8 protein-coding genes are annotated in these 14,315 nt (G+C 69.2%); 6 read left to right on the top strand and 2 right to left on the bottom strand.

Annotation, left to right across the window (positions count from 1 at the left end):
• Positions 1-32 precede the first annotated feature (32 nt).
• Both OF829_RS04755 and OF829_RS04750 read left to right on the top strand, forming a co-directional pair.
• Positions 33-518 carry an outer membrane protein assembly factor BamE gene (locus tag OF829_RS04755; protein ID WP_264938832.1) on the top strand — a complete coding sequence of 162 codons (486 nt, stop codon included), beginning with the start codon at positions 33-35 and terminating at the stop codon, positions 516-518.
• A gap of 217 nt (positions 519-735) precedes the next feature.
• Complete coding sequence (locus tag OF829_RS04750; protein ID WP_264938831.1) at positions 736-1,203, top strand: RcnB family protein; 468 nt, start codon at positions 736-738, stop codon at positions 1,201-1,203.
• Positions 1,204-1,504: 301 nt separating this feature from the next.
• Here OF829_RS04750 and pbpC read toward each other — a convergent pair whose 3' ends face one another.
• Together pbpC and OF829_RS04740 are read right to left on the bottom strand one after the other, a co-directional pair.
• Complete coding sequence (gene pbpC, locus OF829_RS04745) at positions 1,505-3,679, bottom strand: penicillin-binding protein 1C (RefSeq protein ID WP_264938830.1); 2,175 nt, start codon at positions 3,677-3,679, stop codon at positions 1,505-1,507.
• 130 nt (positions 3,680-3,809) lie between these two features.
• The gene (locus tag OF829_RS04740; RefSeq protein ID WP_264938829.1) at positions 3,810-9,584 is read right to left on the bottom strand and encodes an alpha-2-macroglobulin family protein; all 5,775 of its coding nucleotides are present in this window, start codon (positions 9,582-9,584) and stop codon (positions 3,810-3,812) included.
• 145 nt (positions 9,585-9,729) lie between these two features.
• On the opposite strand from OF829_RS04740, the gene OF829_RS04735 reads away from it, so the two are divergent.
• The 4 genes from OF829_RS04735 to OF829_RS04720 all read left to right on the top strand — a co-directional run bounded on the left by OF829_RS04735 (position 9,730) and on the right by OF829_RS04720 (position 14,128).
• Positions 9,730-11,121, top strand: coding sequence for a glycosyl transferase family protein (locus OF829_RS04735; RefSeq protein ID WP_264938828.1), 1,392 nt, complete (start codon positions 9,730-9,732; stop codon positions 11,119-11,121).
• On the top strand, positions 11,118-12,125 hold the full coding sequence (locus OF829_RS04730; protein ID WP_264938827.1) for a hypothetical protein: 1,008 nt from the start codon (positions 11,118-11,120) through the stop codon (positions 12,123-12,125). The genes OF829_RS04735 and OF829_RS04730 overlap by 4 nt, the downstream gene beginning before the upstream one ends.
• A gap of 189 nt (positions 12,126-12,314) precedes the next feature.
• On the top strand, positions 12,315-13,229 hold the full coding sequence (locus OF829_RS04725) for a sulfite exporter TauE/SafE family protein (protein ID WP_264938826.1): 915 nt from the start codon (positions 12,315-12,317) through the stop codon (positions 13,227-13,229).
• Between the two features lie 101 nt (positions 13,230-13,330).
• The gene (locus OF829_RS04720) at positions 13,331-14,128 is read left to right on the top strand and encodes a TIGR02186 family protein (protein ID WP_264938825.1); all 798 of its coding nucleotides are present in this window, start codon (positions 13,331-13,333) and stop codon (positions 14,126-14,128) included.
• Positions 14,129-14,315: the final 187 nt, after the last annotated feature.

Below are 14,315 nucleotides of genomic sequence, written 5' to 3'. Positions count from 1 at the left end.
CGCGGCGTGTGGCGTATTGCCTGGAGAATTCGATGCCGGTGTTTTCTGTCCGCGCTCCCGTCCGCGCTCTCGCGTCGGCCGCGGTCCTTATCGCCCTTGCCGCCACCGCGGCGTGCACCCCCGTGCGCACGCATCAGGGCTATGTCGTCGATGGCGAGCTCGTCGCGTCGATCCAGCCTGGCGTCGATAACCGCGACTCGGTGCTCAAGACGCTCGGCCGCCCGACCTTTGTGAGCCAGTTCGACGGCAAGGAATGGTATTATGTCGCGCGCGACAGCTCGAACATGGCGTACAACTCGCCCAACGCGAAGAGCCAGGTCACGCTGCGCGTGACCTTCGACGGCGCGGGCAATGTCGCCGAGGTGAAGCAGACCGGCATCGAGCTGGTCGCCTCGGTCAATCCGTCGAACAAGACCACCCCGACCCTGGGCCGCAAGCGCAGCTTCTTCGACGATCTGTTCGGCAATATCGGCCAGGTCGGCGCGGGCGGCGCACCGGCGGGCGGCGAAGGGCAATGATCTGATCGGCTCACGCCGATGAAGCGGGCCGGCACCGTATCGAAACGCGCTGTTTCGCGAGTTTCGCAAGAAGGCGGTCCGGTAACCATTCTGTCAATTGGCTGACGGTCGCGTTCGAAGTCGGTTCACCGCGACTCCTCCAGAAACGCAACTGCAGGCGGGAACGTCCCGGGAAGGACGTCCTGCCAGCAGGTAAACTGCTTTTGAGGAGGACATCATGAAGAAACTCATCGCCGCCGCGCTTGCCGCCGCCGTCATCGTTCCGATGGCCGCGCCGGTTGCGGCCCAGGCCCAGCATCGCGGCGACCGCCACGATTACCGGGGCGACCGCCATGATTATCGCGGTGACCGCCATGATCGCGGCGACCGCGGCTGGTCCGATCGCCGGTTCGACGAGCGCGACCATAATTGGCGCGACAATGACTGGCGCGATCACCGCAATTCCAATCGCGGCTATTATTCGCGCGGCAACTGGCGCGCGCCGTTCCGCTATCAGCACTTCCGTCCGGGCGTGCGCATCGGGTTCGACTATTTCGGTCCGCGCTATGTGATCAACGACCCGTGGCGCTATCACCTGCCGCGCGCCGGCTATGGCCGGGTCTGGGTGCGTCACTATGACGATCTGCTGCTGGTCGATACCCGCCGCGGCGTCGTGATCCGGGTGATCGACAACTTCTACTGGTAACCCCGGTAGCGCGAGGTTCGTCACCGCAGCAAAGCCGGGCCCCGGGGTGGAGATATCCGCCCCGGGGTCTGGCCGCGCCGCTGTTGGGGGACGGCGCGGCCGGTGCCCCAGGCACCAGTCCCGAAAGGGGAGGGACCAAGGTGCGCAACGCGGGAATCCGCATTTGGTTCGCCTCGGAAATGAAAATTGATCGGGATTGCGGAAAGCAGGAGCCCGCTAGAGTGTGATCCGCCAAGATTGAACCCTATCCGTCATCCCGGCTTTCGCCGGGATGACGGGTTAGAGGGGAATGAATCCGACTCTAGCGCACCGTGAAGAGAACCTGGTCCACCACGCGTCCGCTCAGATCGATCAGCTTCAGCGTGTGCCGCCCCGGCGGGGCGAGGATCATCGGGTGCGAGTCGGCGCTGCCGAGATCGCGCTTGTCGAGCAGCAGCCGGTGCCCCGTCACATCGCCACCCACCGCCACCGCCATCCGCTGGCGCTCGGGCGGGATGTCGGGATCGAGTGCATAGACGCTGCCCGTGACCGGATTGGTGATGCGCGGGCGGCGCGATTCGGGGGGCGTGGCGGCGACCTGGGTCATGCCCGTGCCCGCCACGAAAAATTCGCGGCGCGGCTGTTCGATGCCGCCGGCGAAGGTCACGCGGCGCTCGTCGATGCCAGCGGGCCGCGCGGGCGCCTTGCCGGGCTGGCCGGCATGGAGCGCCATCATCACGTCGCGCCACACCGGCGCCGCGCCGCTGGTACCCGAGACCGCGCGCATCGGATCCCCCTCGAGATTGCCGACCCAGACCGCGACGGTGAACCGGTCCGAAAAGCCGACGCACCAATTGTCGCGCATTGCCTTCGACGTGCCGGTCTTGGCGGCGGCCCAGAAGGGGAGGCGCAGCGCCGAATCGATCCCGAAGGTCGCGGCGCGGGCATTGGGATCGGCGAGCATGTCGGCGACGATCCAGGCGGCCTGGGGGCTGGTGGTGCGGCGCTCGCCGTCGATCGCGTCGCCCTTGACGATGCGCAACGGTGTCCAGCGCCCGCCGAGCGCGAGGCTGCGATAGGCGGCGGCTTGCTCGACCAGGGTCACCTCGGCCGAGCCGAGCGCGAGGCTGAAGCCGTAATAGTCGCCCGCTTCGGTGAGCCCGGCATAGCCGGTGTCGAACAGCCGGTCGCGGAACGCCTCGACCCCGACCAGCAGCAGGGTGCGAACCGCGGGGACGTTGAGCGAGCCCGCAAGCGCCACCCGCGCCGACACGGGGCCCTTGAACCCCTTGTCGTAATTCTGCGGGACATAGAGCCCCGAGGCGGTGTCGAGCTGGACCGGCGAATCGTCGAGGATCGAGGCGGGGGTGAGATAGCCCTTCTCGATCGCCTGGGCGTAGAGGAAGGGTTTGAGCGTCGACCCCGCCTGGCGATAGGCGGTGGCGCCGTTGACCGACGGTGCGGTCGAATTGCCGCCGATCCCGCCGACCATCGCGAGGATATCGCCGGTGGCATTGTCGACCACCACCACCGCCCCGTCGCGCGCGCGCGTTCCCCCCAGGCCCTGGAGCTGGCGCTTGAGCGCCTCGATCGCGACCTGCTGGACCGAGGCGTCGATCGTGGTGGTGATCTTCATCCCCGGCTCGGTGAGCAGCATGTTGGCGAGGTGGGGGGCGAGGCCGGGATCGAGCGCAAGGCTGCGCGCGGGGCCGAGCATCGAGGCGGCCATGCCGGTGAAGCGGGTGCAATCGCTTTCATGCGCGAGCGCGCAGGCGCGTTTGGCGATCTTGTCCGCGCTCGCCCCGGGGTCGGGGAGCAGGGCCGCGAGCAGCAGCGCATCGTCGCGGGTCAGCGCCGCGGGAGTCTTGCCGAACAGCCCGAGCGCCGCCGCGCCGATCCCCTGCGCCTCGCCGCGGAAACCCGCGAGGTTGAGATAGGCCTCGAGAATCTGGTCCTTGGACCAGCGCGCTTCGAGCCCCATGCCGGCGCGCATCTGGCGCAGCTTGGTCCAGGCGCCCCGCGATCCCGGCCGGTCGAGCTCGGGGGCGAGGAAGGCGGCGACCTGCATCGAGAGGGTGGAGGCGCCCCGACCGCTTTTGCCCTCAAGTCTGTTGCGGATCGCGCCGCCGACCGCGAGCCAGTCCACCCCGCCATGGCTGGCGAAGCGCTTGTCCTCGGCGGCGAGGATCACCGTGCGCGCCGCGGGGGAGACCTGGTCGAGCGGGGTCCAGGCGAGGCGGCGCACCGCGAAATTGACGCGGGCGCTGTCGATCAGCCGGCCGTTGCGGTCGTAGAGCCAGGCTTCGGACGGGGTGTAGGCGGATTTGGCGGTGGCGTAATCGGGGAGCGGCGGGGGGAGGGTGCGCCAGTCGAGCGCGGCATAGGCCGCGATCAGGGTGAGCGAGGCGATCAGGACGATGCGCGGTGGGGTGAAGACTCCGCGCCAGCCGCGTTCGTCCCAATCGCGGATCAGGCCGCGAACTCTCCCAACCGTCATCCCGGCGAAAGCCGGGACCCAGCTTCTTACCTTTTCCACCCAAGTGCCGGCGCGCTCGCGGAGAGCAAGGAAGCTGGGCCCCGGCTTTCGCCGGGGTGACGTACTCGTTTCACTCTGATCGTCGCTCACGTCACCGCTGCGCCACCGTCATCGGCTGGTTGGGCACCTGCGAGCGGATATCGGGGGAGTACATCGCCTCGACCCGCGTCGCCGGCAGGCTGAAGGTGCCCGCCGAATTGACCCGCATCACGTACGAGACGGTGAAGCTGCCGCGCGGCACCCAGCCGAAATAGGCGCGCCAGGCGTCGCGGCCGCGTTCGACATAGCTGGGCTGGACCCCCGATCCGCTGCCCGCCGCATCGGCGAGCATCTGCGACTGGCCGCCCAGGTTCGACACCACCGTCGCGCCGCCGGGGACGGGATCGCTGATTACCACCCAGTTGCGTTCCGCCGTGGCTTCGACCGTGATCGTCACCTTGACGACATCGCCGCGAGTGAGCTGGCCCGGCTTGAACGCCTGCACCACCTCGATCGACTTGGTCATCTTGTAGCCGGCGTTGAGCGGCTGGGTGAGCGGCACCGCGGCCTTGACCGAGACGAGCGCCCAGGGCCCGGCCCCGCCCGACTGGCCGATCGTCAGCGGCGTGCTGGCCGAAGGCAGCGCGAAGCTGAAGCTGCGTTGCGGCTCGAGCAACGGCCAGCTGCGCGTGATCGACGTGCCGGAGAGGCTGGCGGTGGTCACTCCGGCGATCGCCTCGGCGGGATAGAGCGCCATGAACTTGCGCGCGGCGATCGCGCCCCAGGCATTGGCGGTGGTGGTATCCCAATGGCCACGCGTCTGGCGGGCGCCGACGCCGATCATCATCTTGCCCGAGTCATTCTGCCAGCCCGGCCGGCCAAGCGTGGCGAGCAGCGCCTTGATCGCGGCCTCGTCGCCCGAGGACATCAGCCACCAGGGCTGGTTGTCCTTGTCGACCAGATCGATCCGCGTGCCTTCGTACACGAGCCGCGTGCGCAGGATCTTCTCGGCATCGGCGCGCAGTGCATTGCCGTTGGCGAGGCCCTCGGTCTTCTGCAGCCCGACGATATAGTCGGAGAGCAAGGCGGTGGGCATGTCGGCGGGCGGGAAGGCGAGCTGGCCGAGCATCGCCGGGGTCGCCGCGCCCTGCCGCGCCAGCGCCGCGAACGCCGCGACCTTCTGGTAGCGGACATCCTCATAATCCTCGTGGCGCAGGCGGCCGTCGAGCACCGCCTTCATCGCCTCGAGCATCTTGGCGCGCGGCCCTTCGGGCAGCGGCAATCCGGCCTCGGCGGTGACCGAGAGGATGTACGCGGTCAGCGCTTCGGAGCCCCGCAAATTGCCCGACGCGAAATAGCGCAGCAGCCCGTCCTCATCGAGATAGGCGGGCAGCTCGCTCGCGATCAGCGTCCAGGCGCCGCCATCGCCATTGGCGATCGCGCGCGAGGTGCGCTGCTCGAGGCAATTATACGGGTACATGGTCATGTAATCGCGCACGCCCTGGAGCGGCGGGGCGAGCGTATCGATCAGCGTCACGTCGATACTGCCGCGCCCGGGGATGAAGCCCACGGGCGGGGCGATGGTGAAACTGGTATTGGGGCCCACCCGCGCGATGCTGGCCTGCCAGGTTTCGACCGGCACGGCGGGCGCGACCTCCTGGGTGACGGTGATCTGGTCGTTGGCCTTGCCGTCGGCCGATTTGGCGGTGACGGTCCAGCTGAGATTGCTCTCGTTGGCGGGGGCCTTGAGGTTCCACACCACCGGCACCGCGCCGCCCGGGGGCACATCGACCGTCATCGGGTTGCCCTTGGCGATCTCGGGGTTGAGCTTGACCGAGGCGGTGACGCGCATCGGCTTGTCGGAGCCGTTGCGGAGCGTGAAGGTCGCGCCGAAACTGTCGCCGGTGCGCACCAGGGGCGGGAGGCCCGAGAAGAGGCTCAAATCCTGCGCGGTCCGCACGCTGGTCTCGCCGGTGCCGAACTGCTGCGCGCCGTTGGTCGCGATCGCGACGAGGCGGAAGCTGGTGAGCGCGTCGCTGAGCGGAACCTTGACCTGGGCATGGCCATTGGCGTCGAGCGCCACCTTGCCCTGCCACAGCAGCACCGGCTGGAAATTCTCGCGGTTGAGCCCCGAGAGATCGCCGCCGCCGCCGCCGCCGGCCTCGACCGCCTTCTTGCCATAGTGGCGCTTGCCGACGACCTGCATCTGCGCGGTCGAGGTGAGCACCGAGAGGGGGCGCTCGCCCATCATCGCGGTGAGCACATCCCAGCTGGGGTTGGGCGCGAGCTGGAGCAGCGCATCGTCGACCGCCGCGAAGGCGACGTCGGCGCTCGCGGCGGGCTTGCCGTCGGGGCCCTTGATCGCGACATCGACCGTCGCGGTATCGCGCGCGGCATATTTCTCGCGGTCGGCCTTCACGGTGACGCCGAGCCGGTGGCTGTCCCAGCCGACCTTCACCTTGGCGATGCCGACGCGATAGGCGGGCTTGGCGAGATCGACCGTCGCGGTGGGCTTGGCGCCGTCCTTCGAGAAGAAGGGCAGGCCCCAGTCGCGCGCGGTGTTCGACGACCAGAGCGACCAGCCCTCGACGCGGCCGCGCACGGCCATGACCGAGACATAGACGTCGGGGGCATAATCGCCCGGCATCGGCACCTCGATCACCGGATCGGTGCCGCTGAGGCCGACGACGAAGCTCGAGAGCACGCCCTCGCGCTCGACGGTGACCAAAGCGGTCGCCTCGCGGAAGGGCATGCGCACCTGGAAGCGCGCGGTCTCGCCCGCCTTGTATTCCTGCTTCTCGGGGATGACGTCCATGCGGTCGCCATTGTCGCCGCCGAACCACCATTCATCCTCGCCCGCGAGCCATACCGAGCGCACCGAGCGTGAGACGTTGCCGTTGGCATCCTTGGTGGTGGCGACGGCATAGACCTCGCCCGACACGCCCGGGTTGATCTGGCACTGGGCTAGCCCCAAACTGTCGGTGGTCGCCGAGCAGGTCGCGCCCAGCTTGGTCACCTTCACCTTGTTGTCATAGGCGTAGAAGCCGCCGATCAGCTTGCGCCGGGCGGTGAGGATCTCGCGGCTGTAGAGCTCGACCGAGATGGCCTGGTTGGCGATCGGCTTGCCCGACACGTCGAGCGCGACGAAGCGCAGCCGCATATCGTCCTGCTTCATCAGCCAGCCATCGGTTTTCATGCCGAGCTGGACCGCCGAGGCGTAGAGCGGAATGCGGCTCGATGCGGTCAGCACCTCGCCATTGGCGTCCTGATAATCCATCTCGACGAGCATGTTGCTGTCGAGCTCGAGCGTGGCAGGGACATCGACGGTGGCGCGCGCCGAGCCCTCGGCGTTGAGCGTCACCGGCAGCGTCTGGGTCGGCGGCAGCGCCGACCCGCTATCCTCCTCCTCGTCGCCGTCGCCGTTCAGGTCGGTGACCCCCTCGGCCAGCGCGCGGCCGCCAAAGGTGTAGCTGTCATAACCGGCGGGAGTGCGGCTGCCGTCGAAATAGCCGATGCGAACCTCGACCGGCAGGTTCGACGCGCCGCCGCCCGAGAGATAGCCGACGAACAGATCGAGCGGCATGGTGGTTGGGCGGATCGCCGGGTCCTTGGGACCGCTGACGCTCGCCTTCATCGTCGGCAGGCGATATTCGTCGATCTTGAACGACTGGTCGGTCCAGATCGTCCGCTCGTCGCCATCCTTGTCCTTGGCGATCACCTGCAGGTCGTAATCGCCCATCGGCGCGCCCTGCGGGGCGGTCCAGTCGGTTTCGCCCGATCCGCTCGCGTCGATCTTGAGCGGGATATCGAACTGGGTGTCCGAGCCGCGATGCGACAGGCGCAGCGTGCCGGTGAGGGGCTCACCCGCCTTGAAGCCGGCGGCGACCGGCAGGCGGAGGATATGCTTCATATGGATCGCCTCGCCCTGGCGGACGAGCGCGCGGTCGAACACGGTATGGAGAATCTGATCCGGCTTGCTCCAGCCATAGGAGAGCTCGAAATCGCTGGGGCTGATGCCCTCGCCCCAGGCGGTGAGGTTGAAGCTGAAATCCTCGCCCGAACGCGCCGAGATCATCAGTGGATGCTGGCTGCTATTGTCGTTGCAGCTGCCATAGCTCGCCGGCTCGGGCAGCCCGGCGGGGACGCCGAGGCGCCCCGAGGCGTCGGTCTTGCCCTGGGCGAGCAATTGGCCGGTGCAGCTGTCGGTCACGCGCACGTCCGCGCTGCCGACGCCGGTGCCGCTGTTGAGCGCGGTCACCCAGACGAGCGACCCCTCGCGGCCCCATTTGAAATGGACCGCCATGTTGGTGACGAGCGCCCCCGCCGAGACATAGCGCGTTGCCTTGCGCCCGAGCAGTGCCTCGCCGAGCCGCGGCGACGCGATCTCGACGACATAGAATCCGGGCTTGTTGAGCGGGATGCCCATCACCTCGAATTCCTTGCCCGCGCTCGGCAGGCCGAGGTTGAAGGTCGATCCGCCCGCGACGCCCTTGAGGATCGACTTGGTGCCGGTCTGGTTGATGCGCAGCGTCTCCTTGCCGCGCTTCACTTCGTCGAACTTGTCGTCGCCGGCATCGTCGATCACCCGCAGCCAGCGCGCGACCTCGCCGTCGCTGTCGACCTTGAGCGACTGCCCCGAAAGCGTGAGCTGGCTGGCGGCGAGCTGGCCCTCGACATTGCGGACGGTGAGCGGCAGCACGCCGCCTTCCTTCCATTCGAGGATGCCGAAGTCCGCGGCGAACTTCACCAGCGGCGGCGCCTCGTCGAACCGCACGTCGAGCGGGAAGCGCTCGGCGTTGGAGAGCGCGCGCCCGCTCTCGTCCTTCACATCGGCGGGCAGGACCAGCTTGGCGGTCTGCGCGACCGGGAGCGGCGCCTTGAACTTGAGATCGGAGAGCGTCGCCTTGCGCTCATCCTCCTTGCTGATGACCGGCGCCAATTCCTTGCCGTCGGCAAGCTTGATGCGCACCGCCGCCGCCTGTTCGCGCGGGATCGGCGCGCTGAAGCGGACCCAGGCATCCTCGACCGGGCTGCACCCGGCCTGGGGATTGACGCGCGAGCATTCGAAGCGCGCGGTGAAGGGCTTGCGCACCGTATAGTCGAAGCGCTGATCGGCGCCCGCGAGGCGGCCGGAGGGGCTCTTGATCCCCTTGCCCCACATCAGCGCCATGTCGCGGCCCGGCGGGAGCGGACGATGGCATTTGACCGCGACCAGGCTCTCGGTCGCCCTGGCGCGGTCCTCGGCCTTGGCGGGGAGCGTCTGCGGCAGTCCCGCCGATTCGAGGAAGTTGCGCACCTCCCACCGATCGGTGCCGAGGTCGCTCAGCAGCTTGGCGGGAATGTCGGCGCCCAGCACGTCGACCGGGATCTTCTCGCCCACCCCGTCGACCGAGCAATAGGCGTTCGCCGACACCGAAGCGCGGTCGACGCCCATGTTCGCGGCGACGAGGAAGACCTGGTCTTCCTCGATATCGTCGCCGAACGCGCCCGGCAGCACCGCACGCGCGATCGGCCCGCCCGAATCGACGGTGAACTCGCTCTGCCCGGTGACGGCATAGCCGGCGAGGCTGCGCAGCTTGTCGCGGAAGGAGAATTTGCAGGTCGTGCCGCCGGGGAGCGGGTTGGCGAATTCATAGACCCAGGTGGTCTGATCGACCCAGCGGCCCTCGCCCGCGACCGGGCATTCGACCTTGAAGGGGGCTTCGGCGCGGGGATCGCCCAGCGGCACCATCGCCTCGGTGAAGCGCACCGTGAAGCGCTCGATCGCGCCGTCGCCGATGCCGGGGGTGGCCATTTCGACCTGGGGACTATTGTCGCCGAAGGCGGCGAACGCACCGATCGGCGACAGTGCCAGAGCCAGAATCGCGACACGTGCAGCGAGCTTCATTTCGACCGTCCCCCTACAGGCAGCGCGGGGAGACTAAACCGGCGCGGGGCCGAGTCCAGCAATGAATTAAGCATGTTCCGGGACAGCGGGTTGATCGCGGTCTCTCCGCTTCGGATAAGGTCTCCTCCGAATCGGGGGGAACGGGGTGGGGGAAGCCGGTCTCATCATACTCGACGCGCTGATGCGCGAGGCGACCTTGTTCGCGGCGATCTGGTTCCTGATCGGCGGGCTCGACGATCTGCTGGTCGATCTCGTCTATGGCGCGCGCGCGGCACGGGGCTGGATGCGCGGCTGGCTCTATGGTCCGTCTGCGGCCGAAAAGCGGTCTCCCGCGCTGCCGCCGGGACGGATCGCGGTGTTCGTGCCCGCCTGGGACGAGGCGAGCGTGATCGGTCCGATGCTGCGTACCGCGCTCGCGCGGTTCGATCACCCCGATTACCGCATCTATGTCGGCACCTATCCCAACGATCCGATGACGATCGCGGCGGTGGCCGATGTCGCCGAGGAGGATGACCGGATCCGCCTCGTGATCGGGTCGCGTTCGGGGGGGACGACCAAGGCCGATTGCCTCAACACGCTGTGGCGCGCCCTGCTCCGCGACGAGGCGGGGGACGAGGTGCTGGCGGTGGTGCTCCACGATGCCGAGGACCGGGTCCATCCGCTCGAGCTGCGGCTGTTCGCCGAGCGCCTGGTGGATTTCGACGCGGTCCAGCTGCCCGTCCGGCCCTTGCGCAAGCGCGGGTCGCCTCTGGTTTCGGGCCATTATTGCGACGAGTTCGCCCAGGCGCATGCGCGCGAGCTGGTGGTGCGGCAGGCATTGGGGGCGGCGATGCCGTTCGCAGGCGTCGGCTGCGCGATCCGGCGCGGCATGCTGGCGCGGATCGCCGCGGCGCGGGGCGGGGCGCCGTTCGACGAGGCGAGCCTGACCGAGGATTATGAGCTGGGGCTCACCGTCGCGGCGATGGGCGGGCGCACCGCGTTCGTGCGGGCGCCCGAGCGGCCCTATGGCCGGCCGATCGCGGTCGAGGCCTATTTCCCGCACCAGATCGGCGCGGCGGTGCGGCAAAAGGCGCGCTGGATGACGGGCATCGCGCTCGCCGGCTGGGACCGGACCGGCTGGGGCGCGCCCGGACGGATCGGCGATCACTGGATGCGGATGCGCGACCGGCGCGCGATCCTCGAAATTCCGGTGCTGGCGCTCGCCTATGCCGCGCTGCTGCTATGGGGCCTCTCCTTCACCGTGCATGCGCTGAGCGGAATCACCCCAGGTGCGCTGGCGCCCTCGATGCGCTGGCTGCTCGCGGTCAATTTCGGCCTGCTCGGCTGGCGGCTGCTGGTGCGCGCGGCGGTGACGGGCGGCGCCTATGGCTGGCGCGACGCCCTGCTCTCGATCCCGCGCGTGATCATCGGCAACGTCATCGCGCTGATGGCGGCGCGGCGGGCGATGTTCGCTTATGTCCGCATGCTCGCCGGCGCCGTCCCGGAATGGGACAAGACCGCCCACCATTTCCCCGACGACGAGCGCGCCGCCGCATGACCGCGATGGTTCACGGCAAGGGACGCCCGCTGCGGTTCCTGGCGCTGGTCGCCATCGGCTGGGTGGTGGTGCGGGTCGCGATCCTGTGGCCCCAGACCGGGTCGCTTCCGGAGGCGATCCGGCAGGCGCTGCCGCTCCCGTCCTTCTCGCCGCGCGAGGCGCCGGTGCCCGAGGCGCGGGCGATCCCGGCTGCGCCGGCCCCCGTGATCCCCGCCACCGCCGTTCCGCTCCGCCTGCACCATGCGATCCTTCCGGCGCCGGCCTCGGATCCGGTCCGGGTCGAGTTGGCGACGCTCGGCGTCTTCCAGTTCGGCGCCGCCGAATATACCGACGCACCCCCCGGTCCCGCCGCGCCCGAGGCCGCCCAGACCCGGTTCGATCCCGCGCCGTCGCGCTGGTCCGCCAGCGGCTGGCTCACGTTGCGGCAGGGGAGCGGGATCGGCGCGGCGCCCGGCGGGCAATTGGGCGGGAGCCAGGCCGGGATGCGGATCGCGTGGCTGGCCGACCGGCGCCACCGGATCGCGCTGTTCGGCCGCTTCGTGACGCCGCTCTCGGGCCCGGGGCGCGAGGCGGCGGTCGGGGTCGAGTGGCAGCCGGTGCGCGCGCCCGTCCGCCTCGTCGCCGAGCAGCGGATCGCCGTCGATGGCGGGAAGGGCGGGCCGGGGCTGGGGCTGGTCGCGGGGGTCGATACCCGCATCCCCGGCGGCTTCCGGCTCGAATCCTACGGCCAGGCGGGCGCGATCCGGCGCGCGCGGATCGAGCCCTATGCCGATGGCGCGGTGCGGGCGACGCACCCGATCGGGGGCACGCGGCTCGCGCTCGGGGCGGGCGCCTGGGGAGCGGCGCAGCGCGACGCGGCGCGGCTCGATCTGGGGCCGTCGGCGACGCTCACCGTCCCCGTTCGCGGCCAGCGCTTCCGCCTCGCGCTCGACTGGCGCCAGCGCGTCGCGGGCGATGCGCGGCCCGGCTCGGGCGTGGCGCTGACCCTGGGGAGCGATTTCTGAAATCCTCCCCCGCCAGGGGGAGGTGGCAGCGAAGCTGACGGAGGGGGAGGAATCCCCAACATAGCGGCACGTTTCCTCCCCCTCCGACGCCTTCGGCGCCACCTCCCCCTGGCGGGGGAGGATTGAGGAAGGGCGATTTCTGAACCCGACGCCTTTTGCTCAGCGCCCAGCCGCGTTATCGCCTCCATCGTGGACCTTTACCTCCCCATCGCCAATCTCTCGGTCAACGCGTTCGTGATCGTCGCGCTGGGGCTCGGCGTCGGCTTGCTGTCGGGGATGTTCGGGGTGGGCGGCGGGTTTCTCACCACGCCGCTGCTGATCGTCTACGGCATCCCGCCCACCGTCGCCGCCGCCTCCGCCGCGAGCCAGGTGACCGGCGCCAGCGTCTCGGGGGTGTTCGCGCATCTCCGCCGCGACGGGGTCGATATCAAGATGGGGATGGTGCTCGTCTTCGGCGGGGTGCTGGGCAGCTTCGCCGGTGCGGGGCTGTTCACCCTGCTCCAGGCGCGCGGGCTGATCGATACGGTGATCGCGATCCTCTACGTCCTCATGCTCGGCTCGATCGGCGGGCTGATGCTCTATGAGAGCATCTATTCGATGCGCGCGGCGCGCGCCGGGATCGCGCCCAGGCCGCGGCGCAAGCGGCATCATCCGCTGGTGGCGATGCTCCCGCTGCGGTGGCGCTTCTACCGTTCGGGGCTCTATATCTCGCCCTTGGCCCCGGTGATCCTCGGCTTCCTGACCGGCATCCTGACGATGCTGCTGGGGGTCGGCGGCGGGTTCATCCTGGTGCCGGCGATGATCTATCTGCTCGGCATGGGAACCGCGGTGGTGGTCGGCACCAGCCTGTTCCAGATCCTGTTCGTCACCGCTTGGGCGACGATGGTCCATGCCACCACCACCAAGGCGGTCGATATCGTCCTGGCGGCGCTCCTCCTGCTCGGATCGGTGGTCGGCGCGCAGCTCGGCGCGCGCTTCGCCTCCAAGGCCAAGCCCGAGCAGCTCCGCCTCGCGCTCGCGGTGATCGTGCTCGTCGTCGCGATCCGCATGCTGCTCGGTCTCGCCTGGCGGCCCGACGAGATCTATTCGGTCGAACTGCTGTGAAGCGCGATTTTCTCCGTCAGGTTTCAGCTTCGCTGAAACGCCGCACCGGCCCGCTCCCCCACCCGGCCTCCCATAGGATACCCTATAGTAAGGGAGGCCGGGTGGGGGAGCGGGCCGGTGCGGCACTCATTAGAAAAAGCGCCCTGATCCTGCTGGCGCCGTTGCTGTTGGGCCAGGCCCAGAGTCCGGCAAAGCCGGTCCTCATCCCCGATGTGTCGCAGCGCGATATCGAGATCGCTTACTCCTTCACCGGCGCGGACCTGCTGCTGTTCGGCGCGATCCTCTATCCCAAGGGCCAGGCCCCGGCCGAGAGCGGGAGGACCGACGTGGTGGTGGTGATCAAGGGGCCCACCCAATCGGTGCTGGTGCGCGAGAAGGAGAAGGTCGCGGGCATCTGGGTCAATGCCGACCGGATGCGCTACCGTTCGGCGCCGAGCTTCTACGCGATCGCCTCGTCCAAGCCGATCAAGGCCCTGGTCGACGAGCGCACCCGCGCGATCTACGAGCTCGGGGTCGACAGCCTCGCCCTGTCCCCCGCTTCGGGCGCCTCGCCCGACGTCCAGCGGCGGTTCGACGCGGGGCTGGTCGACCTGCGCAAGCGCGGCGGGCTCTATTACGAGGCGCCTGGCGCGGTCGAGATCACCAGCGGCGTGCTCTATCGCGCCCGGCTCACCATCCCGGCGCGCGTGCCGGTCGGGCGCTTCACCGCCGAGACCTTCCTGATTCGCGACGGCCGCGTCCTCGCCGCCGCGGTGCGCCCGATCGATATCCGCAAATCGGGGTTCGAGCGCTTCGTGGCGCGCTCGGCCGACCGCTATTCGGTCATTTACGGCCTGGTCGCGGTGGCGCTGTCGGTGCTGCTCGGCTGGGGCGCCGGCGCGATCTGGCGAAGATTCTAACGCTTTTTTCGGCTGCGCTGAGCTTACTGCACCAGCCCGCTCCCCCGCCCGGCCTCCCATGGAATACTAAAGTAAGGGAGGCCGGGTGGGGGAGCGGGCTGGTGCGGTACCCCAAACAAAAAGCGCGCAAACACCTAATCTTTACCTCCACTTGCGCATGGTGATCTCCGGGGTAACGGGGAGCAGC

Source organism: Sphingomonas caeni (assembly GCF_026013415.1).
Taxonomy (GTDB): domain Bacteria; phylum Pseudomonadota; class Alphaproteobacteria; order Sphingomonadales; family Sphingomonadaceae; genus Sphingomonas; species Sphingomonas caeni.
The sequence above is the reverse complement of the archived record's forward strand: the minus strand, read 5'-3'. Positions and strand labels throughout refer to the sequence as shown.

What these genes read in the sequence shown, in the direction of transcription:
- OF829_RS04750 (WP_264938831.1), top strand. Translation starts at nt 736, where the DNA reads ATGAAGAAACTCATCGCCGCCGCGCTTGCCGCCGCCGTCATCGTTCCG.
- OF829_RS04740 (WP_264938829.1), bottom strand. Translation starts at nt 9,584, where the DNA reads ATGAAGCTCGCTGCACGTGTCGCGATTCTGGCTCTGGCACTGTCGCCG.
- pbpC (WP_264938830.1), bottom strand. Translation starts at nt 3,679, where the DNA reads ATGACGGTTGGGAGAGTTCGCGGCCTGATCCGCGATTGGGACGAACGC.
- OF829_RS04730 (WP_264938827.1), top strand. Translation starts at nt 11,118, where the DNA reads ATGACCGCGATGGTTCACGGCAAGGGACGCCCGCTGCGGTTCCTGGCG.
- OF829_RS04755 (WP_264938832.1), top strand. Translation starts at nt 33, where the DNA reads ATGCCGGTGTTTTCTGTCCGCGCTCCCGTCCGCGCTCTCGCGTCGGCC.